Origin of the sequence: Mycobacterium sp. NPDC050041 (genome assembly GCF_049541695.1) — a bacterium.
GTDB lineage: Bacteria > Actinomycetota > Actinomycetes > Mycobacteriales > Mycobacteriaceae > Mycobacterium.
Window position 1 is genome coordinate 118,742 of record NZ_JBMVDG010000011.1, and the last position, 19,604, is coordinate 138,345.

Genomic DNA, 19,604 nt, shown 5'->3' on the forward strand with positions numbered 1-19,604 from the left:
CTGGTCAGAGGCCTGCGAGCGGGTGGATTTGGACCCACCAGAGCACCTGGTCTGAAAATTTGGCCCGATTTTGGCCCTATAAAAGGGAGGGAAGACGCCGACGATCTAGGAGGCTTCCGCCGGTGTGCGATCCGCCCGGAAGAGAGCGAAATCTGCACTTTGCACGGTGCAGCCATTAGCTACCGAAGAGCAGATAGAGAGCCGCGAAGGCGTACCCCACCATCGTGAGCATGAGTGGCAACTGCCCGGTCACCCGACGCTCGACCGTGAGAAGCCGGAGAGCGCTGTCGTGTGCGGCGATGACGGCGACAACGTGGCCGGCGACAACGCACGAGATCTTGATGGTCGACAGCACCGCCGGGTTCTGTGATAACCATCTGTTGCCGTCGGCCGAGGTCATTCCGAACACGACCCAGTTCCTGTCCAGAGGGTCGGTCAACAGGATGAGTGTGTCGTGGCCCTCCTCGACCAAGTAAGACAAGTAGTGGGCGAGGAAGTACCCGATGAATATCGGAATCAGAGAATGAGCCATCTGACCAGGCAGTCGCCTGCGTAACTGCCTGTCCGAACCGCCCGCTGCTCGTGCCGCGGCCCAGAACGTACCGGCCACAGTCACGATGCACAGCGACAGGCCGGTTGTGCGCAGGACGGCACCGCCGACCACCTCGGACACCAGGGGAACAGCCGCTTCATGGTCGTAAACGAAGTTCTCGAACAGCGGCATCGCCGAGACGCTGTCAAAGGCAATCGAGCCCAGCAGCACCGCGATCACGGCAAGGGTTCCCGGCCGCACAGGCATCGACAGCAGGTGATCGAATGGGCTACCGAAAATGACTCGATGGCTGACCACATCTCGGCGGAACGGCGAGAGCCGCGAGGCGACCACGCTGGCAATCTCGAACGGGTCCGCGCGAGTGAACCAGCGTTGCCCGAACAACGTGGCACCGACAGTCATCGCCACGACGTAGGCGAGTAACCAATACTTGATAGCCGCAAGCGTGCCAAGATTCGGGCTTGCCAACATCAGCCACACAACGGAAAACAGACCGGCTGCGGCCGGCCAGAATCCCCAACTCCGCGGGTAGCGGAGACCGCGGGTTGTTCGGCTGGACTCCGAATTATGGACCGCTCCGATGAGTCGATAGAGGGTCCGCATAGGTGAAATGGCTCGCCAGACGGGCCCGAAAGCGACGGAGATAACGACCAGTCCGACCCATAGCAACGCATACAAGACTCCGCGCAACGGGTTCTCGCCGTCCTGCGGGCCGACCAGGGCGCTGACCGCCACCAGGGCGGTGAACAGCAGCGCTGCCATCGCTGAGAACGACCGAATGCCCGGGGAGTCGACGACGTCGGTTGCCCAACGCGGCAGTACACGACCCGGCCTAGCCGGATCGAAGCGCGGCTGTTTCCACGCGAACGCCACGATGGCGAATGTCAGCGCCGTGATCCCCGTTGCACCGATCAGCACGGCGAACAGAGGAACCGGTAGGTCGGTGGCGCCGCCAACATCGTGCGCCAGAACCGCCGCGCCACCTCTGGCACTCATAGGCGAGCCTGGAGGACGACGACGGTGTCTCGGAGGAGCCGCCGCATTCGATTCAGTGCTTCGCCCTAGGCGCCATCTCTGGCTTATCCATGCGCAGCACTCAACTCACCGCGAAACCACTGATTACATCCTGGTCGCGGCAACGCACAGTCGCATACTGACACCGACACAAGCTTCCGGAAGCACGAATGTGCGGATACCGATGCTGCACGCAAGTCTTGTGCAGATGAACGGCACCGTCACCGCAGAGCAGGACGTCGACCGAGAGTCCGATCCGGCCATGGCAGGTGCCCGCCGGTGGCGTTTTTCGGCGCGGCGCAGCCCGGGCCGACCGGGTCCCTCATCTGGCGGCATCGGTTGTGTAGTTCGACGGATTCTTGGAGAACCGTTCGGCGCAACGGCCGGAGCAGAACCAGATGTCCTGATCGTCGTGACGCAAGTGATGACTGGTTGTGCGGGGGTCGATTCGAACACGACAAACGGGATCAACGGGGTACCGGGGCGCTGGCAGCGACACGCGGTACATCGCCATCGGGGACGTGATGTTGCGAAGCGCGGTGATGCCCAATGGGTATGCCGTCAGACCCACGTTTTCGCATGCGTCTACTACCGGCTCGGTGACTACTGCCTGGCCGGCGCCGGCGAGTGCCGTGACGCGCGCGGCGGTATTGACCGCGTGCCCGAAGAAATCGTCGTTGCGTCGGACGGCGCTTCCGTGGTGAATTCCGACTCGGAGCACGAGGAAGCCGTCTTCGGCAGCGGCGCGGTCGGCCAACGCCACGATCGTCGCCATCATCTGGTCGGGACTGGGGGCGTACAGCATCACTGCGTCACCCATGCTTTTCACCAGGTCGACATGAGGGGTGAGCGCGTCTTGGGTGAGATCCACCAGCCGCCCGGCGAGGTGTGCGGCTTCCTCGTCGCCGCACATCTCGGTCAGGGCGGTGAAGCCGGACAGATCGACGAAAGCGAACGTTGCGGCCTCGTTGGTGATCTCGTTCATGGCTGGCCGTTTCCACTCGCGTCGGTTGTCGTTGCGGTCGACCTGTACGACAGATTGTCACGAACTTGTAGACGCCCAATCCCTGGGAGGAATCGGCCGGCGGTTGCGGCGTACTGGGCATAGGGCTCGCCGTGGAGGCGGTGTAAGCGCGGCTCTTCGACTCGCCGTACCTGGGTTTCGATACCGAACACAGTAAGGACCCAACCGGTCAACGCGACCACGTTGAAGACCATGAGCGTCAGGCCGAGCAACGCGACGAGCACTGCGGTGAAGATCGGATTGCGCACCCACCGGAACGGGCCGGTGGTGACCAAACTGGTGCGTTCACAGTCGTCGACACCGATCCGCCACGATGAGCCCATCGCCATCCGGGCTGTGAAAGCGGCCAGGATGCCGATGACCGCCAGGATGACGCCGAGCAGTTGGACGGGAGGATGCAGGGAGCTCACCGGAGGAAGGCCCAGCCAGTGCGCGAGCGGGCCGCCAACACCGACTGCGAGGTAACCGATGTCGGTCGTGGTCAGCGCAAACCATCCCAGCGAGCCTCGCGGTGACAGCGTGCGCCGGTTCCCACTGTCACCGGTGCGGTGACGCTGGATCAGGGTGCGCAGCAGCCCACATAACAGCATCATTCCCAGGAACAGGCTTACTGCGGCGGCGGCCATCACCGTCCACCACCCTCGGCCACCGGCTTGAGGGCCACGCCCAGCAGGTAATCGCCTTGAATACGGGTGACCGATCCGAGGATGAGCAGGCCCTGCCGGCGCACTTCGTCGACGAATTGTTCGGCAGTGAATCGGTCGCCGATCGGGTGGTCGAACAGTCGCCGGTAGGTCGGGCGGTCCAGGGCATGGGCGGTGACCTCTTCGAAGTAGAACCGCCCGCCGGGCGCGAGCACCCTCGCGGCTTCGGCCACCGCGGTACGCCACTGCGGGATGTGATGGATGATGCCGAAGTCGAACACTGCGTCGTAGGCGTCGTCGTCAGCGTTGAGCGCGGCCCGAAGATCGGTGGCGCTGCCACTCACCAGGCTTACCCGGTTCCCATAAGACGCCAGCCGCTTTCGTGCCCGATCGATCATCGCCGGATCTAGATCGAGTGCATCGATCCGGTCGGCGCCGAAGCGTTGCAACACCAACTCTGATCCGTAGCCCGATCCGCAGCCGATTTCGAGTGCTGCGCTCCCCGGCGAGAGCCGGCCCCCGATTCGCAGCAGTACCGGCACCTCGTAAAAGCGTTGGAGCCACCGCCGAGGCTGCGAGTTGATCAAGGCGGTCTCGGCCCAGTTCATCAACACCACAGGACCCCTTTTCTCCCCGGCACCCATCGCACTTCGCGGGTGGCGATGAACAATCTATCTGTGACGCTATCATCGTTCTATGACGATGAATAGCGGCAGTACTGAGGCGTAGGACCGCGTTGGGGCGGGGACGCCCTGCTACGTCCGGGAGTGTTGGCCTCCACCGGGTCGATAGGCGTCACCGATGCCCATGCCCACCATGCCGTCCAGGTGTCTTTCGCGACAACGGCCGTCACGGTGCTCGACGCGGCTGGCAAACGGCATCGAGGCAGGAACCTGGTGGTGCCCGCGGACGCACAGCATCGGATTGAGGTCGGCGCCGAACAGGGCACCGTGGTCTTCTCTGACCCGGAGTCCGCGCGGGGACGGTCCGCTCATCTTCGGGCGGTTCGCTCCGGATTGACGGTCGTCCCGGCGCTAACTGTCACCGGTCGACGTGCGCTGGCCACCGTGGCCCTCAATGAAGGTCACCGCTTCCACCACCTCAAATGGGCCGGCATCGGCGACGTCAACTTCGGCCTGTCACCCTGCTGTGGGACCACCTGTTGCGCACCTACTCCTACGACCCCACCCGCCGCTTCGACTCCACCCAACTCGGCATGGCCGCCAAACCCCGGCTACCCCAGCACCTATCTCCACCAGATGCTCTACCCGTTCACTCGGGGCGGTGGCTGCACCCTGACAGGCAATGCCCGCTCGCAGCTGGCACCGACCCACCCCCCGAAGTGCAGTATCGCTGAGAACCGTTTATCATCGTCGTATGGCGATGAATAAGTCCGATGGATGCCCGTCTGGCAGCGCCCCGGGGGCCTCCAGCCTCGACGCTGCGGTGGCGCTGTTTCACAGCCTCTCCGACTCAGCCCGGCTGGCGATCGTACGCCGCCTGGCCGACGGGGAGGCACGTGTCGTCGATCTCGTCGGCGAGCTGGGCTTGGCGCAGTCCACCGTCTCGGCCCATGTGGCGTGTCTGCGGGATTGCGGCCTGGTGATCGGTCGGCCCGAAGGCCGCCAGATGTTCTATTCGCTGACCCGCCCGGAACTGATGGATCTGCTGGCCTCAGCGGAGACGCTGCTGGCTGCCACCGGCAACACGGTGGCGCTCTGCCCCAACTACGGAACCCGCGCCCGCAGGGTCGCGACGATCGACAACGAGGAGTCCCCCCGATGAGCGACGCCTGCGGCTGCGGCAACGACGAACCCCGCAGCGCCGACGATCAGGACGAGCCCGAACGACTGTGGGAAATCAGGGAACTGCAGTTCGCCGCCATATCGGGCGTATTCCTGCTGGCCGCTCTGATCGCCGGATTCGCTGACGCCCCCGAGCCGGTCGTTCTCGCCCTCGAAGTGGTCGCGCTGCTGGCCGGCGCCTACACCTTCGTACCGTCAACCCTCAGGAGGCTGGCCAAGGGCAAGATCGGCGTCGGCACTTTGATGACCATCGCCGCGGTGGGCGCGGTGATCCTTGGCGAGGTCGGTGAGGCCGCGATGCTGGCCTTCCTGTTCTCCATCAGCGAAGGCCTGGAGGAGTATTCGTTGGCACGCACCCGCCGCGGATTGCGCGCCCTGTTGTCGCTGGTGCCCGACGAGGCGACCGTGCTGCGTGGCGGCGGCGAAGAAACAGTTGCTCCTGCCGAACTAGAGATCGGCGACCGCATGCTGGTCAAGCCGGGCGAGCGTGTCGCCACCGACGGTATCGTCCGGCAGGGCCGCACGGCACTCGATGTCTCGGCCATAACCGGCGAGTCGGTCCCCGTGGAAGCCGGACCCGGGGATGAAGTGTTCGCCGGATCCATCAACGGCACCGGGGTACTGGAGGTCGAAGTCACCACCACCGCCCAGGACAACTCACTCGCTCGCATCGTGCGCATCGTCGAGGCCGAGCAGTCCCGCAAGGGCGCCTCCCAACGCCTCGCCGATCGCATCGCCAAGCCGCTGGTACCTGGCATCATGATCGCCGCGGCCGTGATCGCGGCGATGGGCAGCCTGATGGGTGACCCGGCCACCTGGATCGAACGCTCCCTAGTGGTGCTGGTGGCTGCATCACCGTGCGCCCTGGCGATCTCGGTGCCAGTCACTGTGGTCGCCGCCATCGGCGCCGCCAGCAAGCTCGGATCGCTGGTCAAAGGCGGCGCTGCCTTAGAAGGGCTCGGCCGAATCCGCGGCATTGCCCTCGACAAGACCGGCACGCTCACTGCCAACCGGCCCGCGGTCATCGAGGTCGCGACCACCAGCGGCACTACGCGCGAACACGTGCTGGACCTGGCCGCAGCATTGGAATCGCGCAGCGAGCACCCGCTCGCCGCCGCGATACTGGCCGCGGCCGGCGAGGTCACCCCCGCCTCCGACGTCGAAGCCGTCACCGGTGCGGGGCTCACCGGACGGCGCGACGGGCACACCATCCGGCTAGGCCGCCCCGGCTGGCTCGACCCCGGCCCACTGGCTGGCGACGTCACCCGAATGCAGCAGGCCGGCGCCACCGCAGTCCTCGTCGAAGACGACGGCCGCGTCATCGGTGCCATCGCCGTGCGCGATGAGCTGCGCCCCGAGGCCGCCGAAGTGATCTCTCAACTGCGGCGCGACGGCTACCACGTAGCCATGCTCACCGGTGACAACCAGGCCACCGCCACCACGCTGGCCCGCGACGTCGGGATCGAAGCCGTGCACGCCGAACTGCGCCCCGAGGACAAGGCGCGACTGATCGAACAGCTACGCACCCAACGCCCGACCGCGATGGTCGGCGATGGCGTCAACGACGCTCCCGCATTGGCCACCGCCGACGTCGGCATCGCGATGGGCGCGATGGGCACTGACGTCGCCATCGAAACCGCCGACGTAGCGCTGATGGGCGAAGACCTGCGCCACCTCCCGCAGACGTTCAGCCATGCCCGCCGAGCCCGAGGGATCATGTTGCAGAACGTCGGCCTCTCCCTCGGCTTGATCATCGTGCTGATGCCGCTGGCGCTGTTCGGCATCCTTGGACTCGCGGCCGTCGTACTGGTCCACGAACTCGCCGAGATCATCGTCATCGCCAACGGCGTGCGCGCCGGACGTACCAAACCGCTGACCTCCGCAGCGGTTCGACAGCCAGCCAACAAATTACGCACCTCGGCGGTGGGCGCGCCGTCGTGACAGCCGGCGACCCCACCGGCAACCGAACAAGTGTGCTCCGAGCGCGAATCACCCTGGCCGCCGTGGCGGTGACCGCCGCCGGATTGGACCTGATACTCAAGTCGTGGGCCAACCGCACGCTGACCGACGGCAGCACAAGAGAATTCGGTTTACTCCAACTTCGACTAGCTTACAACCCCGGGGTGGCGTTCAGTCTCGGCAACACTGTGCCCCCAGCAGTTCTGCTCGGCGTCACAAGCGTGATCGTGATCGCACTCGCGGTGTTCGCCTTCCGATTCACCCGCAACGCGGCGTTGCCCTTCGTGGTGGCACTGGCCGCCCTACTGGGTGGCGCCGTAGCCAACCTCATCGACCGCGCCGCTGATGGTGTGGTCACGGATTACCTGCACACAGGGTGGTTTCCCACCTTCAACCTCGCTGACGTCTTCGTCGTCACGGGCGCTGCCGTACTCGTTATGGCGAGCCTGCGCGCAAGCGAGACCGGCAACACGGGAGCAGCAGCATGATCCTGTCGTCGATCCTGCCCGCGGTCGGCCTGTTCATCGTCACAAATATCGACGACATCATCGTGCTCTCGTTGTTCTTCGCCCGCGGCGCAGGACAACGCGGCACAACGGCCCGGATCACCGCGGGCCAGTACCTGGGATTCGCGGGCATTCTTGGCGCGGCAGTCCTCGTCACGTTGGGCGCCGAAGCGTTTCTGCCGCCGGAGATCACCCCGTACTTCGGGCTCATCCCCCTGGCCTTGGGACTGTGGGCGGCATGGGAAGCCTGGCGTGACGATGATGACGACGACGACGCGAAAGTCGCGGGCAAGAATGTCGGCGTCTTGACCGTCGCTGCAGTCACATTCGCCAACGGCGGAGACAACATCGGCGTCTACGTCCCGGTCTTCCTCAGCGTGGGGCCCGCGGCCGTGGTCGCGTACTGCGTCGTCTTCCTGGTGCTCGTCGCGGTCCTGGTCCTCGCCGCCAGATTCGTCGCCACCCGCGCGCCGATCGCCGAGGTCCTCGAGCGCTGGGAACACGTTCTTTTCCCGATAGTTCTGATTGGTCTCGGCATCTTCATCTTGGTCAGCGGCCTCGCCTTCTGAGAGTTGAACAGTCTCGCTCGCAACGCGTGGATACCAAATCGGCCCTCGAGGAGGACCTGTGAGTAGCCCTAGGCGATCTGGCGCCGTCATCGCAGGCCTGGTCGTACTGACCACAGCGCTGTTGATCGGATGCAGCACCGGCGAGAACGCTGTGGCACAAGGCGGTACGTTCGACTTCGTCTCTCCCGGCGGCAAGACCGCGATTTTCTACGACCCCCCCTCCACACGAGGCACCATAGGCGATCTGCGCGGACCAGACTTGTTCACCGACGAACAGATTCAGCTCTCGGACTTCACTGGCAGGGTCGTCGTCATCAACGTGTGGGGCTCCTGGTGTGCGCCATGCCGCACCGAAACTCCCGAACTGGAAACGGTTTACGCCGAATATCGCGACCGAGGGGTGCAATTCCTGGGTATCGATGTACGCGACAACAGGGACACCGCACGTGACTTCGTCACCGACCGCAACGTCGGCTACCCCTCCATCTACGACCCATCGCTGCGCAGCCTGATCACCCTGGGACGCAACTATCCGACCAGCGTGGTCCCCACCACGATGGTCCTCGACCGCCAACACAGAGTCGCCGCGGTTTACCTCATGGCACTGCTGGCCGAAGACCTGCGGCCGCTACTCGACCGGCTGACGACCGAGCGCTGACGCTCCGCGAACGACCAGCTGCAGATTCGCCGCTGGTCAGCGGGAATCACGTGCATGTCAGGCCAGAGGTGCCCGTCTCGACGGCCCGCAATTCCGATCAGTCCTCTGCCGAGGCTAGGCGAGCGCGAGGAAAAGCTTCTCCAGTTCCGCTTCGGTCATCGGAGTGTCGGCGCCGGACTGCTCACCGGTGACACAGTCTCGCAATCCCGTCGCGACGATCTTGAAGCCGGCGCGGTCAAGCGCGCGAGAAACAGCGGCCAACTGTGTGACGACGTCTTTGCACTCACGTCCTTGCTCGATCATCGAAACGACGCCGGCGAGCTGGCCCTGCGCCCGACGCAATCTGTTCAGAACTGCATCGATCGCCTCTTGGTCTCCGACCATGGTCATTCCTTTCGTCGCCGCTACCAGATTACCCGTGGGGGTATTCGGCAGGCTGGTCAACCATCCCGTCCCCGTCCTCTCTCCCGCCCCAAAAGGGCCGGTGTCAAACGCCGCCGGGCACAAGTGGATGCCCCGCCGCTTGCAAGTCTATACCCCTGGGGGTATCTTCGTCGACAACAGCGGCATACCCCCAGGGGTATAGGGTCGACTGGGACTAGATACCCCGGGGGGTATCGTAGCTATGTACAGCGGGCCGCCGCGAATCGGTGCCCGACTCGGTTTGAGAGGAATGGTCGATGATCTTGGAGCAGTACTACATCGAGTGTCTGTCGCATGCGTCGTACTTGATCGGCGATGAAACGACCGGCCGCGCGGTGGTGGTCGATCCGCGCCGTGACATCAGCGATTACCTGGCCGACGCAGCGGAGTTCGGGCTGACGATCGAAGGGGTGATCAACACCCACTTCCACGCCGACTTCGTCTCCGGGCACCTGGAATTGGTTGATGCGACCGGCGCGTGGATCGGGTTCGGTGAGGCCGCCGAGACCGACTACCCGATACGCCGGCTGGCAGACGGGGAGCACGTGTCGCTGGGTGAGGTGGACATGGAGATTCTGTCGACGCCGGGCCACACCTGGGAATCGATCAGTGTGCTCGTTCGTGAGCGTGCCGGGGCCGAGCCGGTGGCCGTGCTCACCGGTGACTCGCTGTTCATCGGCGACGTCGGCCGCCCAGATCTGGCCAATATCGGTGACAGCTCGACCAGTGACCTGGCTCGAGCGATGTACCGCACGATCCACCACAAGCTCATGCTGCTGCCGGACAGCGTGACCGTGATGCCCGCGCACGGGGCCGGCTCGTCGTGCGGAAAGAACCTCTCGACTGAACTCACTTCGACCATCGGTGAACAGCGGGTGAGCAATCCGTCGGTGCAGCCGATGCCCGAGGATGCCTTCGTCGCGATGCTGACCGCGGGTCAGCCCGCCGCACCGGCGTACTTCGCGTCCGACGCGGCGATGAACAAGCGCGTCCACCCTTTGCTGCAGCCCGACCGCACCGTGCCCGAGATGAGACCCCCGCAGATCCGCGCAGCGCTCGATGCGGGGGTGCGGGTGCTCGATGCCCGCAGCGTGGAGGACTTCGCCGCCGGGCACCTGCGTGGGACGGTCAACGTCGGCTTCGACGGCCGGTTCGCCGAGACGGGCGGCATGGTCGCCGACGTTGGTGAGCAGATCGCCCTGATCACCTATCCCGGTGAAGAGCAGCAGGCGGCGCTGCGGCTGGCGCGTATCGGCTTCGACGACGCCATCGGCTATCTCAACGTGAGCCGCGGGCAGTTCCCGGCTGCGCTCGCCGACCTCGTGCAGGCCGCACCGCGTACGACGGTCACCGAACTGGACGAGCTGCTGGCCGAAGGAGCGGTGACGCTGATCGACATCCGCAACCCGGGTGAGCGCGAGGGCGGCGCCATCCCCGACTCCCTGCACATCCCGCTTGCCCAGTTGCGTCTGCGCCTCGGCGAGGTGCCGGTCGGCAAGCCGATCGTCGTGCACTGCGCCGGTGGCTGGCGTTCCAGTGTGGCTGCATCGTTACTGCGCGCCAACGGTATTCGGCAGGTCTCCGACATGGTCGGAGGGTACAACGCTTGGGCCGACGTCCACACCGCAGTCTGACAAGACACACGAAGGAAAGACTTCACAGGATGTGTTACGCCGTTACCTGCCGGGGGTGTGGGAAGGCGACGTGGGATGGGTACGGCGCCGCGATGATGCGGCGCCGATCGAACGGGTAGCGGAACTGTCATGGCGATCGCGATAGGCCTGGCCCTGGGTGCGCTGATCGGCGTACTGCTGGGTCTGCTCGGCGGCGGCGGGTCCATTCTCGCCGTTCCGGCGCTGGTTTACGGGATGGGTTTCGACGTCGAGCAGGCGATACCCATCTCGCTGATCGTCGTCGCCGCGGCCTCAGCGGTCGGGATGCTGCCCAAGATCCGCGCCAAGCAGGTGCGGTGGCGCATGGCCGCAATCTTCGCCGCCGGCGGTATACCTGCCACGGTCGCCGGTAGCGCCATCAGCGCGCACCTGCCCCAGTCGGTACTGATGATCGGATTCGCGGTGGTGATGGTGGTCGCCGGTATCCGCATGCTGACCGACCAGGGCGCCACCGGCACGGCCTGCAAGGTCGACGCCGGCCAGGTCAACTGGCGCCGCTGCGCACCCCGATCGGTCGGTGCCGGACTCCTGGTCGGGTTGCTCACCGGACTGTTCGGCGTCGGCGGTGGCTTCCTCATCATCCCGGCACTGGTGGTGGTCCTCGGTGTCGAAATATCTACGGCCGTCGGCACTTCGCTGCTGATCATCGTCGCCAACTCCGTCACCGGCGTCTTCTCTCACCTCCAGGGAATCAACGTCGACTGGCAGGTCACCGCCGCCTTCGTCGCCGCCGCGATGGCCACCTCACTGGTCGCCGGATACTTCGGCACCAAGACCAACGCCACCCGGCTGCAGCGCTGGTTCGCCTACCTGGTGTTCGCCGTCGCCGCCTACGTGCTCGTCGACACCCTCATCTTCAGCTGACCGGGATCGAAGGAGCAGGAGGTGGACGTCGCGAACACGGAAACCTTCGGACTCGGATGAGCGCAGCTACCTAGCCACCACGCCATGCCGATCGACTTCGAGCATCATCTACTATCTCGGTACGAACATAGGAGATGCCGGGCGGTCGGTGACCGGGGCGCGGTAAAAGGAGCCAGACGTGCGCAAGTTCTCTCTGATGACGGTTGTGGTGGCGATGGCGGCGATGCTGGGGGTGAATTTTGCCGGGGTAGCGTCGGCGGCGGAGAACTGTGCGCACCGCTTCGGGTCGCATCAGCAGGTCGCTGATGGCGGTGGCATGCAGGACTGGTCGGTAACGGATTTGAAGAAAAGCAGTGACGTGGCGCCTGGATTCCCGGTGGCCGGGCAGCTATGGGAGGCGACCGCGACGGTGACGGCGATCTCGGGCACCTCGACGCCAGTGATCCCCAACTTCAACGCGACATCTGACGGCGGGAGCTACCCGGTGCTGTGGCAATTGGCGACTCCGCAAGGCATCTCCGCTGCCACGTTGGCTCAGGGTCAGACGGCGACCGGCAAAATTTACTTCGACGCCACCGGCGGGGACCCCATGGCCGTCATCTATAGCGCTGGCGGCGCGAAGCCGCTGATGTGGTGCTGCAGCGAGGCAATGATGACGATGATGGCGATGCCGATGGACAAGTGCACGTGTTGCGCCGACATGAAGGAACCGTGCCCATGCTGCGCGGGGAAGATGTAACGCAGCACTCAAGCGGCACAAGAGCCCAGCTCAAGCGCGCCCTCAGGCGGTTCCGTTCAAGAACGCCTTGGCTACTATTTCGGTACCGAGATAGTAGTTGGCGCGCGTCGCGCCGGTAATCGCGATCCAGGACCCCCGCCGACGAAGACCGGCCGCAGCGAAGAGCCATGCACGGGAAGAGGTGGTATCGGTGCGGGTGTTCGGTGAGCTGGAAACCGTGGTGATGGCCCAGCTGTGGGCCACCGACGGACAAGGCACCGTCCGGGAGGTGGTCGATCAGCTGCGCGCCGACCGTGAAGTCGCCTACACCACCGTGCTCTCGACGATGGAAAACCTTCACCGCAAAGGGCATCTGCGACGGCAACGCGAAGGCAAGGCCTACCGCTACCGCACCACCCTGAGCCACGCCGAACACATCGCTGGACTGATGCGCGAAGCCCTCCGCAACAGCGAGGAGGACACCACCGCTGTTCTGATGCACTTCGTCGACGAAATGAGCCCAGAGGAACTAGCGGGGCTCGAAGACGTGATCCGGCGCCGCGGCGCAGGGACTTCCAACCGATGAGCCTGGCCGTGTGCCTGCTCGCGAACGCGATGTGCTGACGGTGCTGGGCCCTGCCGTGTTGTCGCGGGCGCGCCGGTGCCGCACCACGACTTGGCATAGGTGCCTAACTGGCTGTGACGGGAAGTGTGCTGATGTCCGCGGCGGCGATGCTCATGTCCCAGACCGTCGCCTCCTGGGGTCGGATCGGTGCGGTCCTTACCCGGGTGCATCGCCGGTCTGGATTTGATCGTGAGCGGCGGGTACGGCCAGGTGGTGCAGGTCGGCGTCCTCGGCGAGCATCCTGGCGGTGGCCACGCCTGGCACTCGCGCCGCGCTCTGTACGAGTCGAGAAGGCGGCAACTGTATGCGCGCGAAGCCCTAGCCGTGATTGACGTAGATCTACAGTAGGTGGCGGCCGCTGATGGTCGCCGCCGCCCCTCGCTGCTTAGCCAGGACCTCTGAACGCTAGAAGAACCGCTCTGGCGGGGAGTGGCGCGCTGACGGAAAGGATGACGGAAGAATCTCGGTCAAGTTGAGATCTGATGTCGCATAGTTGCCGGCCCAGACGGTGCTGTCATCATCGGACGAGTGGCGCCCACAACAGCGACGAAGACGGACAGCAGGCTGGCGGCTCGCCTTGCCGCATTGGCCTCTATCGGCGCTTCGGTGATCCACTTCGCCGTCGTGCCGAATCATTGGCGAGAGTGGATGCTCGCGGGGCTGTTCTTCGCCGCGATCGCGTCGTCTCAACTTATTTGGGCACGGGTGGTGCTAACCCGAACTACAGCTCCAGTGCTCGCCGCCGGCATCCTGCTCAACGTGGGAGCCATTGCGCTATGGGCCTTATCGAGGACTGCTGGATCCCCGTTCGGCCCGAACGCAGGGGAGCCGGAGTTAGTGCAAGCCGCCGACCTCTGCGCACTCCTGTTACAGATCTACGTCGTGATGGGTGCTGGGTGGGTGTTATACCGAGGTCCGCAAGGCGAGCACGTATCAACCTTCGTCAGCGCCGTTATCCTCTTGGGCGCAACCGGTGTCGTGGCGCTGGCGTCCACCATTGGAGTCGCTTCGGGGATACGGCACGGCCATCACGCCCCAGCGAGCGCAGACGCCGATCACCATGGGACGGCGAACGAGGATGCCCCCGGTGACCACCACGGCACTGGCGCCGAACCGGCGGAGGAAAGCCATCCCGGCACGGAAACCGGGCCGGTGGACAGCCCCGACGTTGGCCATCCAGAGTCGGTCATTCCGCCGGCGGTGATTGAGCCTGCCGAGGAGCTGACGGCGCCTGCACCGCCGGCGGCTCCGCCGCCATCTACGGTTCCCTCGCAGGAAAGTCACGGCGATCACGATCACGGCGGATGACGCTGAGGTGCCCGTGCGGGGTTGAAGCACACTCTGCGGCGGGCTACGCGGAATCAGCGATCGAGGACCGCGCGGGTGCTTGACTCGGGACTCAGGTCGAGGCTGCGCAACAGTTGCGCGTTGAGCGCCACGACGATCGTCGACATAGACATCAGGATTGCGCCGACTGACATCGGGAGCACAAATCCAATCGGTGCGAGCACACCGGCAGCCAGAGGCACTGCGATGAGGTTGTATCCGGCACCCCACCAGAGGTTCTGCTTCATCTTTCGGTAGCTGGCACGCGACAGCTCGATGACCGACAGCACCGAGCGCGGGTCGGAGCTGGCCAGGATCACACCGGCAGAGGCGATGGCTACATCCGTGCCGGCGCCGATCGCGATGCCCACGTCGGCCTGCGCCAACGCGGGAGCATCGTTGACACCATCGCCGACCATCGCCACCTTCTTGCCCTCATGCTGCAGAGCAGACACCTTCGACGCCTTGTCCTCCGGGCGTACGCCGGCGAACACGCGATCGATGCCGAGTTCCTGGCCCACCGCAAGGGCGACGGCCTCAGCGTCACCGGTGATCATGACGACCTCGACGCCGAGCTTGTGCAAGGCATCGACCGCTGCGCGGGATTCGGGGCGGATCTCGTCGGCCAGGCGCAGCCCGCCGAGCACTGCGCCGTCGCGGACGACGTGCAAGATGATCGCACCCTCCTCACGCCAGGCGCTGGCGGTGCTGACTTCCTGTCCGCCGATTTCGTCGAGCAGGCGGGGGCCGCCCACCCGGATCTCGCGCTCTCCAACCGTGGCAGTCACCCCAACCGCCGGAGAGGATGAGAAGCCGCTGGCGCGCGGCACAGTGAGTGCGCGCTCCTCGGCGGCTTCCACGATGGCCCTCGCCAAGGGGTGTTCGCTGTCAGCCTCGGCGGCGGCCGCCAGGGCGAGCACAGTGTCGTCGTCGAGGTCACCGCGAGCCTCGATCGCGGTCACGGTCGGCTCGCCCTTAGTCAGAGTGCCGGTTTTGTCGAAGAGGACGGCGTCGACGGTGCGCATACTTTCCAGGGCCAGGCGATCCTTGATCAGCACACCTCCTCGCGCGGCGCGCTCCGTGGCGATCGACACCACCAGCGGTATCGCCAAGCCCAACGCATGCGGACACGCGATGACGAGCACCGTGATCGCCCGGACGACGGAGGCGTCGGGATCTCCGACAATCGACCACACCGCGGCAGTGATGGCTGCGGTCGCTAGGGCAAACCAGAACAGCCAGCCCGCCGCCTTATCGGCGAGGCGCTGGGCTCGCGAGGACGAATTCTGCGCTTCGGTGACCAGGCGCTGGATTCCCGCCAAGGCGGTATCTTCGCCGGTGGCAGTGATTTCAACCCGCAGTCCGGAATCGGTGGCGACAGTCCCAGCCGTCACCGCATCTCCGACGCCGCGGGCCACCGCCCGCGATTCACCGGTCACCATCGACTCGTCCATGTCCGCACGTCCGTCGACGATTCTGCCGTCGGCGGGGACGCTGCCACCGGGTCGCACGACCACCAGATCTCCCACTTGCAGATCGGCGGGCGCGACGGTGATGACGCGGTCGCCGTCGACCTTCTCGGCCTCGTCGGGAAGCAGCGCGGCCAGTGAGTCCAGTGCGGAGGTGGTCTGAGCCAGGGAGCGCATTTCGACCCAGTGGCCGAGCAGCATGATGACGATCAGCAGCGCAAGTTCCCACCAGAACTCCAGTTCGTGGTGGAGCAGGCCCAGGCTGGCACCCCAGGAGGCGAAGAATGCGACGGTTATGGCCAGACCGATGAGCAGCATCATTCCCGGTTTGCGGGAGCGGATTTCGCTGACGGCGCCGGTGAGGAAGGGGCGACCACCGACGATGTACATGACCGTGCCCAGCAGTGGCGCGATCCAGCGGCCGCCGGGGACGTCGGGCACTGCGTAGCCGAGCAGCATTGCGAACATGGTCGAGAACGCGATGACCGGGACGGCGATGATGAGGTTGATCCAGAACAGCTTCCGGAACACAGCAGCATGATCGGCGCCGTGGCCGGCATGACCTCCGTGGTCAGCATGGTTGTCGTGGTGGACGTTGGTGTCCTGAATGGCGTGCTCGCCGTGGCCGTCATGGTCTGCGTGAACGCCGGCGTGCGATGTCGCTACGGCGTGCTCGTCGTGGTTAGTCATGTTGTGCTCTCCTTGAGGAGTCTCACGTGTCGGTTCGCGCGGGTGTGTAGCAGCGCGGCGGCGGCGGTGCACTGCCGGTGTGGGTCATGACCGCACGAGTCGGGCGATGGCTTCGGATGCTTCGGTGAGTTTGGCGTCGGCGGCCGGTCCCCCGGCGGCAGCAGCGTCTCGAACGCAGTGCCGGAGATGGTCGTCGAGCAGCGCCAGCGCGACGCTTTGCAGGGCTTTGGTCAGCGCGTCAGCTTGGGTGAGGATGTCGATGCAATAGCGTTCCTCCTCAATCATCCGGCTGATGCCGCGTGCCTGGCCCTCAATGCGTTTCAAGCGTTTGAGGTATTTGTCCTTATCGGTGATGTAGCCGTGGTGGACCGAACCCGATGCCGGGCAGTCGGTGACGTTCTCGTCGACGTGAGTCATGGCAGATCCTTCGTCCTGTGAGCGGGGGCGCCGATAGGAGCGATGCGGCGCGGGGTCCGAATGTCAGTCACGCCGCGCTGCCGTACTTGTCGGGGTCTCGGTCGAACCGCGGTCCACATCCTTTGCAGCAGAACCAGTACCGTCGGCCGCGGTAGTCGCGGAACAGGCCCGCGGCTTCGGCGGTCGTCTTGTTCACCGGCGTGCCGGGCATCACCGGGCATGTCGTCCCGTCCGTTGCGGGGTCGAGGAGGTTTGTGGCCGCAGGATTGATGACCGTCGTGTCGAGGTCTTGTGTTGAGCCGCTGCAGCAGCAGCGCGACGTCAGTTTCTTGTTGTCGGACATGCGTTCTCCTTTGGAAGCGGTTTAGTGAGTAGGGGCAGAGGATGTGGATTTGAAGCCGCGCAGTCGAAGGCTGTTACCCACGACGAAGACGCTGGAGAACGCCATTGCCGCGCCGGCGAGCATGGGGTTGAGCATGCCCAGGGCTGCGACCGGTATGGCGGCGACGTTGTAGCCGAACGCCCAGAACAGGTTCGTCTTGATCGTCGACAATGTTCTGCGGGATAGCCGAATCGCGTCGACGGCGCTGCGCAGGTCGCCGCGCACCAGGGTGATGTCGGAGGCCTCGATCGCGACGTCGGTTCCGGTACCCATCGCCAGGCCGAGGTCCGCTTGAGCCAATGCGGGCGCATCGTTGACGCCGTCGCCGACCATCGCCACAGTCTTGCCTTCGGACTGCAGCCGGACAATGACGTCGACTTTGTCTTTCGGCATGACCTCGGCGATCACGGTGTCGATGCCGACCTCGGCGGCGATCTGGCGGGCGACGGCTTCGTTGTCGCCGGTGAGCAGCACAGGCGTCAGGCCAATCTCGCGCATCTGTGAGATCGCCTGAGCACTACTCGGTTTCACCGTATCCGCGACGACGAGTACGCCGCGAGCCTGACCGTACCAGCCGACAGCGACCACCGTCTTGCCTTGCGCTTGAGCCGCTTCTTTCGCCCGCACCAACTCTGGGCTCAGGCGTTGAGACCAGTCGGCGAGCAGTGATTCGCGTCCCACGACGACGGCGTGGCCGTCGACGACGCCCTGCACGCCCATGCCTTCGGCATTGGCGAAATCCTCAGGGATGGGTAGCGTCCCGAGTTCTTTGGTGGCGGCGATGGCGATGGCTTGGGCGATAGGGTGCTCCGAGGCGTTTTCCAATGCGCCGGCCAGCCGGAGCAGGTCCACGCGTTCGGTTCCCGGGGCGGTGATGACGTCGACCAGGGTCATCTTCCCAGTGGTGACGGTGCCGGTCTTGTCCAGCACCATGGTGTCGACCTTGCGAGTGGACTCCAGCACCTCAGGGCCCTTGATCAACACGCCAATTTGCGCGCCGCGACCGGTGCCGACCAGAAGTGCGGTCGGCGTGGCCAAGCCGAGCGCGCAGGGGCAGGCGATTACTAGGACCGCCACCGCGGCGGTGAAGGCGGCCGCGACTGAAAAGTCCGCGCCCAGCCATGCGCCGAGTGTGATTACCGCGATCGCGAGGACAATCGGCACGAAGACGCCGGAGATGCGATCGGCCAGCCGCTGGACCTGGGCTTTGCCGGTTTGGGCGTTCTCCACCAGCTGAGCCATCTGCGCCAGCTGGGTGTCGGAACCGACGCGGGTAGCGCGCACCACCAGGCGGCCGCCAGCGTTGACGGTCGCACCGACCACGCTGTCACCTGGGCCGACCTCCACGGGGACCGATTCGCCGGTCAGCATCGAGGCATCGACCGCCGATGTCCCCGATACCACCACCCCGTCGGTGGCGATCTTCTCTCCTGGGCGCACGACGAACTGGTCGCCCACCGACAGGTCCCCGACGGCGATTTTCGATTCCGCGCCGTCGCGCAGCACGGACACCTCCTTAGCGCCCATCTCCAGTAGGGCGCGCAGCGCCGCACCGGCCTGCCGCTTGGACCGTTTCTCGAAGTAGCGCCCCGCAAGGATGAATGTCGTCACGCCAGCGGCGACTTCGAGGTAGATGTTGGCGGCGCCGTCAGACGGTGCGAGTGTCAGTTCGAACGGATGCTTCATTCCCGGGGTGCCGGCGGTCCCGAGGAACAGCGCGTACAGCGACCACAGGAAGGCCGATAAGGTGCCCAGGGAGATGAGCGTGTCCATCGTCGCCGTGGCGTGGCGCAGGTTGGCCCAGGCGGCGCGGTGAAACGGCCACGCCGCCCAGACGATCACCGGCGCGGCCAGCACCAGCGACGCCCACTGCCAGTAGGTGAACTGCAGCGCGGGGATCATCGCCATCGCGATGACCGGCACCGACAGCAGCACCGAACCGGTCAGCCGGTGGCGCAGGGACACCATGTCGGGGTCTTTGGTCTCGCCTGTTTCCCCAGGCGGGGCGGGCTTCTCCGGTGTGGGTAGCGCGGCGCTGTACCCGGCGTTTTCCACCTCGGCGATTAGCTGTGCGGGATCGTATCCGTCAGGCACCGTGACGGTGGCCTTCTCCGTCGCGTAGTTGACTGTTGCCGCGACGCCATCAATCTTGTTGAGCTTGCGTTCGATGCGGTTGGCGCAGGAGGCGCAGGTCATTCCGGCGATGCGTAGCTCAACGCTCAGGCCGGACACGGGTGTCGATGTCGTCATGTGTGTTAGTGCCTTTCAGTTCTTCTGGGCCGGAC

Annotated in this window: 19 protein-coding genes and 1 pseudogene; 11 read left to right on the forward strand and 9 right to left on the reverse strand. The window is 65.3% G+C overall.

Going from position 1 to position 19,604, the window contains the following annotated elements; genetic code table 11:
- Nucleotides 1-175: 175 nt before the first annotated feature.
- The 4 genes from ACPCHZ_RS25910 to ACPCHZ_RS25925 all read right to left on the reverse strand — a co-directional run bounded on the left by ACPCHZ_RS25910 (nt 176) and on the right by ACPCHZ_RS25925 (nt 3,843).
- Nucleotides 176-1,549 (reverse strand): hypothetical protein, encoded by a 1,374-nt coding sequence (locus ACPCHZ_RS25910; RefSeq protein WP_423487379.1) that lies wholly within the window; start codon nt 1,547-1,549, stop codon nt 176-178.
- Nucleotides 1,550-1,889: 340 nt separating this feature from the next.
- The gene (locus tag ACPCHZ_RS25915) at nt 1,890-2,552 is read right to left on the reverse strand and encodes an adenylate/guanylate cyclase domain-containing protein (protein WP_423487380.1); all 663 of its coding nucleotides are present in this window, start codon (nt 2,550-2,552) and stop codon (nt 1,890-1,892) included.
- Complete coding sequence (locus tag ACPCHZ_RS25920; protein WP_423487381.1) at nt 2,549-3,217, reverse strand: methyltransferase family protein; 669 nt, start codon at nt 3,215-3,217, stop codon at nt 2,549-2,551. Before ACPCHZ_RS25920 ends, ACPCHZ_RS25915 begins: the two co-directional genes overlap by 4 nt.
- The gene (locus ACPCHZ_RS25925) at nt 3,217-3,843 is read right to left on the reverse strand and encodes a class I SAM-dependent methyltransferase (protein ID WP_423487426.1); all 627 of its coding nucleotides are present in this window, start codon (nt 3,841-3,843) and stop codon (nt 3,217-3,219) included. Before ACPCHZ_RS25925 ends, ACPCHZ_RS25920 begins: the two co-directional genes overlap by 1 nt.
- A gap of 144 nt (nt 3,844-3,987) precedes the next feature.
- Between ACPCHZ_RS25925 and ACPCHZ_RS25930 the strand changes: the two are divergent.
- From ACPCHZ_RS25930 to ACPCHZ_RS25955, 6 genes and pseudogenes are all read left to right on the forward strand, one after another.
- Nucleotides 3,988-4,626: pseudogene (locus ACPCHZ_RS25930) on the forward strand (sterol desaturase family protein).
- On the forward strand, nt 4,613-5,020 hold the full coding sequence (locus ACPCHZ_RS25935; RefSeq protein WP_423487382.1) for an ArsR/SmtB family transcription factor: 408 nt from the start codon (nt 4,613-4,615) through the stop codon (nt 5,018-5,020). The pseudogene ACPCHZ_RS25930 and the gene ACPCHZ_RS25935 overlap by 14 nt, the downstream one beginning before the upstream one ends.
- On the forward strand, nt 5,017-6,981 hold the full coding sequence (locus ACPCHZ_RS25940; RefSeq protein WP_423487383.1) for a heavy metal translocating P-type ATPase: 1,965 nt from the start codon (nt 5,017-5,019) through the stop codon (nt 6,979-6,981). Before ACPCHZ_RS25935 ends, ACPCHZ_RS25940 begins: the two co-directional genes overlap by 4 nt.
- Nucleotides 6,978-7,487, forward strand: a complete 510-nt coding sequence (gene lspA, locus ACPCHZ_RS25945) for a signal peptidase II (RefSeq protein ID WP_423487384.1) — start codon at nt 6,978-6,980, stop codon at nt 7,485-7,487. The genes ACPCHZ_RS25940 and lspA overlap by 4 nt, the downstream gene beginning before the upstream one ends.
- Nucleotides 7,484-8,074, forward strand: coding sequence for a cadmium resistance transporter (locus tag ACPCHZ_RS25950; RefSeq protein WP_423487385.1), 591 nt, complete (start codon nt 7,484-7,486; stop codon nt 8,072-8,074). The genes lspA and ACPCHZ_RS25950 overlap by 4 nt, the downstream gene beginning before the upstream one ends.
- A 58-nt stretch (nt 8,075-8,132) precedes the next feature.
- Nucleotides 8,133-8,732 carry a TlpA family protein disulfide reductase gene (locus ACPCHZ_RS25955; RefSeq protein WP_423487386.1) on the forward strand — a complete coding sequence of 200 codons (600 nt, stop codon included), beginning with the start codon at nt 8,133-8,135 and terminating at the stop codon, nt 8,730-8,732.
- 114 nt (nt 8,733-8,846) lie between these two features.
- On the opposite strand, the gene ACPCHZ_RS25960 is transcribed toward ACPCHZ_RS25955, so the two are convergent.
- Entirely contained in the window at nt 8,847-9,116 is a 270-nt protein-coding gene (locus ACPCHZ_RS25960; RefSeq protein WP_302913305.1) for a metal-sensitive transcriptional regulator, read from the reverse strand.
- 296 nt (nt 9,117-9,412) lie between these two features.
- On the opposite strand from ACPCHZ_RS25960, the gene ACPCHZ_RS25965 reads away from it, so the two are divergent.
- From ACPCHZ_RS25965 to ACPCHZ_RS25985, 5 genes are all read left to right on the forward strand, one after another.
- Nucleotides 9,413-10,789: an MBL fold metallo-hydrolase gene (locus tag ACPCHZ_RS25965; protein WP_423487387.1), complete on the forward strand. Its 1,377-nt coding sequence runs from the start codon at nt 9,413-9,415 to the stop codon at nt 10,787-10,789.
- A gap of 129 nt (nt 10,790-10,918) precedes the next feature.
- Nucleotides 10,919-11,692, forward strand: coding sequence for a sulfite exporter TauE/SafE family protein (locus ACPCHZ_RS25970; protein WP_423487388.1), 774 nt, complete (start codon nt 10,919-10,921; stop codon nt 11,690-11,692).
- Nucleotides 11,693-11,888: 196 nt separating this feature from the next.
- Complete coding sequence (locus ACPCHZ_RS25975; RefSeq protein ID WP_423487427.1) at nt 11,889-12,431, forward strand: MPT63 family protein; 543 nt, start codon at nt 11,889-11,891, stop codon at nt 12,429-12,431.
- 190 nt (nt 12,432-12,621) lie between these two features.
- Nucleotides 12,622-12,996 (forward strand): BlaI/MecI/CopY family transcriptional regulator, encoded by a 375-nt coding sequence (locus tag ACPCHZ_RS25980; protein WP_423487389.1) that lies wholly within the window; start codon nt 12,622-12,624, stop codon nt 12,994-12,996.
- A 567-nt stretch (nt 12,997-13,563) separates the two neighbouring features.
- On the forward strand, nt 13,564-14,343 hold the full coding sequence (locus tag ACPCHZ_RS25985; protein WP_423487390.1) for a hypothetical protein: 780 nt from the start codon (nt 13,564-13,566) through the stop codon (nt 14,341-14,343).
- A gap of 53 nt (nt 14,344-14,396) precedes the next feature.
- On the opposite strand, the gene ACPCHZ_RS25990 is transcribed toward ACPCHZ_RS25985, so the two are convergent.
- The 4 genes from ACPCHZ_RS25990 to ACPCHZ_RS26005 all read right to left on the reverse strand — a co-directional run bounded on the left by ACPCHZ_RS25990 (nt 14,397) and on the right by ACPCHZ_RS26005 (nt 19,569).
- Entirely contained in the window at nt 14,397-16,520 is a 2,124-nt protein-coding gene (locus tag ACPCHZ_RS25990) for a heavy metal translocating P-type ATPase (protein ID WP_423487391.1), read from the reverse strand.
- Nucleotides 16,521-16,604: 84 nt separating this feature from the next.
- Nucleotides 16,605-16,937, reverse strand: a complete 333-nt coding sequence (locus ACPCHZ_RS25995; protein ID WP_423487392.1) for a metal-sensitive transcriptional regulator — start codon at nt 16,935-16,937, stop codon at nt 16,605-16,607.
- A gap of 67 nt (nt 16,938-17,004) precedes the next feature.
- Entirely contained in the window at nt 17,005-17,280 is a 276-nt protein-coding gene (locus ACPCHZ_RS26000) for a YHS domain-containing protein (RefSeq protein ID WP_423487393.1), read from the reverse strand.
- A 21-nt stretch (nt 17,281-17,301) separates the two neighbouring features.
- Nucleotides 17,302-19,569, reverse strand: a complete 2,268-nt coding sequence (locus tag ACPCHZ_RS26005; protein WP_423487394.1) for a heavy metal translocating P-type ATPase — start codon at nt 19,567-19,569, stop codon at nt 17,302-17,304.
- Nucleotides 19,570-19,604: the final 35 nt, after the last annotated feature.

Bases quoted from the DNA above. Each gene is read 5' to 3' on its own strand.
- ACPCHZ_RS25910 (WP_423487379.1), bottom strand. From the start codon at position 1,549: ATGAGTGCCAGAGGTGGCGCGGCGGTTCTGGCGCACGATGTTGGCGGC.
- ACPCHZ_RS25915 (WP_423487380.1), bottom strand. From the start codon at position 2,552: ATGAACGAGATCACCAACGAGGCCGCAACGTTCGCTTTCGTCGATCTG.
- ACPCHZ_RS25920 (WP_423487381.1), bottom strand. From the start codon at position 3,217: ATGGCCGCCGCCGCAGTAAGCCTGTTCCTGGGAATGATGCTGTTATGT.
- ACPCHZ_RS25925 (WP_423487426.1), bottom strand. From the start codon at position 3,843: ATGAACTGGGCCGAGACCGCCTTGATCAACTCGCAGCCTCGGCGGTGG.
- ACPCHZ_RS25935 (WP_423487382.1), top strand. From the start codon at position 4,613: ATGGCGATGAATAAGTCCGATGGATGCCCGTCTGGCAGCGCCCCGGGG.
- ACPCHZ_RS25940 (WP_423487383.1), top strand. From the start codon at position 5,017: ATGAGCGACGCCTGCGGCTGCGGCAACGACGAACCCCGCAGCGCCGAC.
- ACPCHZ_RS25950 (WP_423487385.1), top strand. From the start codon at position 7,484: ATGATCCTGTCGTCGATCCTGCCCGCGGTCGGCCTGTTCATCGTCACA.
- ACPCHZ_RS25960 (WP_302913305.1), bottom strand. From the start codon at position 9,116: ATGGTCGGAGACCAAGAGGCGATCGATGCAGTTCTGAACAGATTGCGT.
- ACPCHZ_RS25965 (WP_423487387.1), top strand. From the start codon at position 9,413: ATGATCTTGGAGCAGTACTACATCGAGTGTCTGTCGCATGCGTCGTAC.
- ACPCHZ_RS25970 (WP_423487388.1), top strand. From the start codon at position 10,919: ATGGCGATCGCGATAGGCCTGGCCCTGGGTGCGCTGATCGGCGTACTG.
- ACPCHZ_RS25975 (WP_423487427.1), top strand. From the start codon at position 11,889: ATGACGGTTGTGGTGGCGATGGCGGCGATGCTGGGGGTGAATTTTGCC.
- ACPCHZ_RS25990 (WP_423487391.1), bottom strand. From the start codon at position 16,520: ATGACTAACCACGACGAGCACGCCGTAGCGACATCGCACGCCGGCGTT.
- ACPCHZ_RS25995 (WP_423487392.1), bottom strand. From the start codon at position 16,937: ATGACTCACGTCGACGAGAACGTCACCGACTGCCCGGCATCGGGTTCG.
- ACPCHZ_RS26000 (WP_423487393.1), bottom strand. From the start codon at position 17,280: ATGTCCGACAACAAGAAACTGACGTCGCGCTGCTGCTGCAGCGGCTCA.
- ACPCHZ_RS26005 (WP_423487394.1), bottom strand. From the start codon at position 19,569: ATGACGACATCGACACCCGTGTCCGGCCTGAGCGTTGAGCTACGCATC.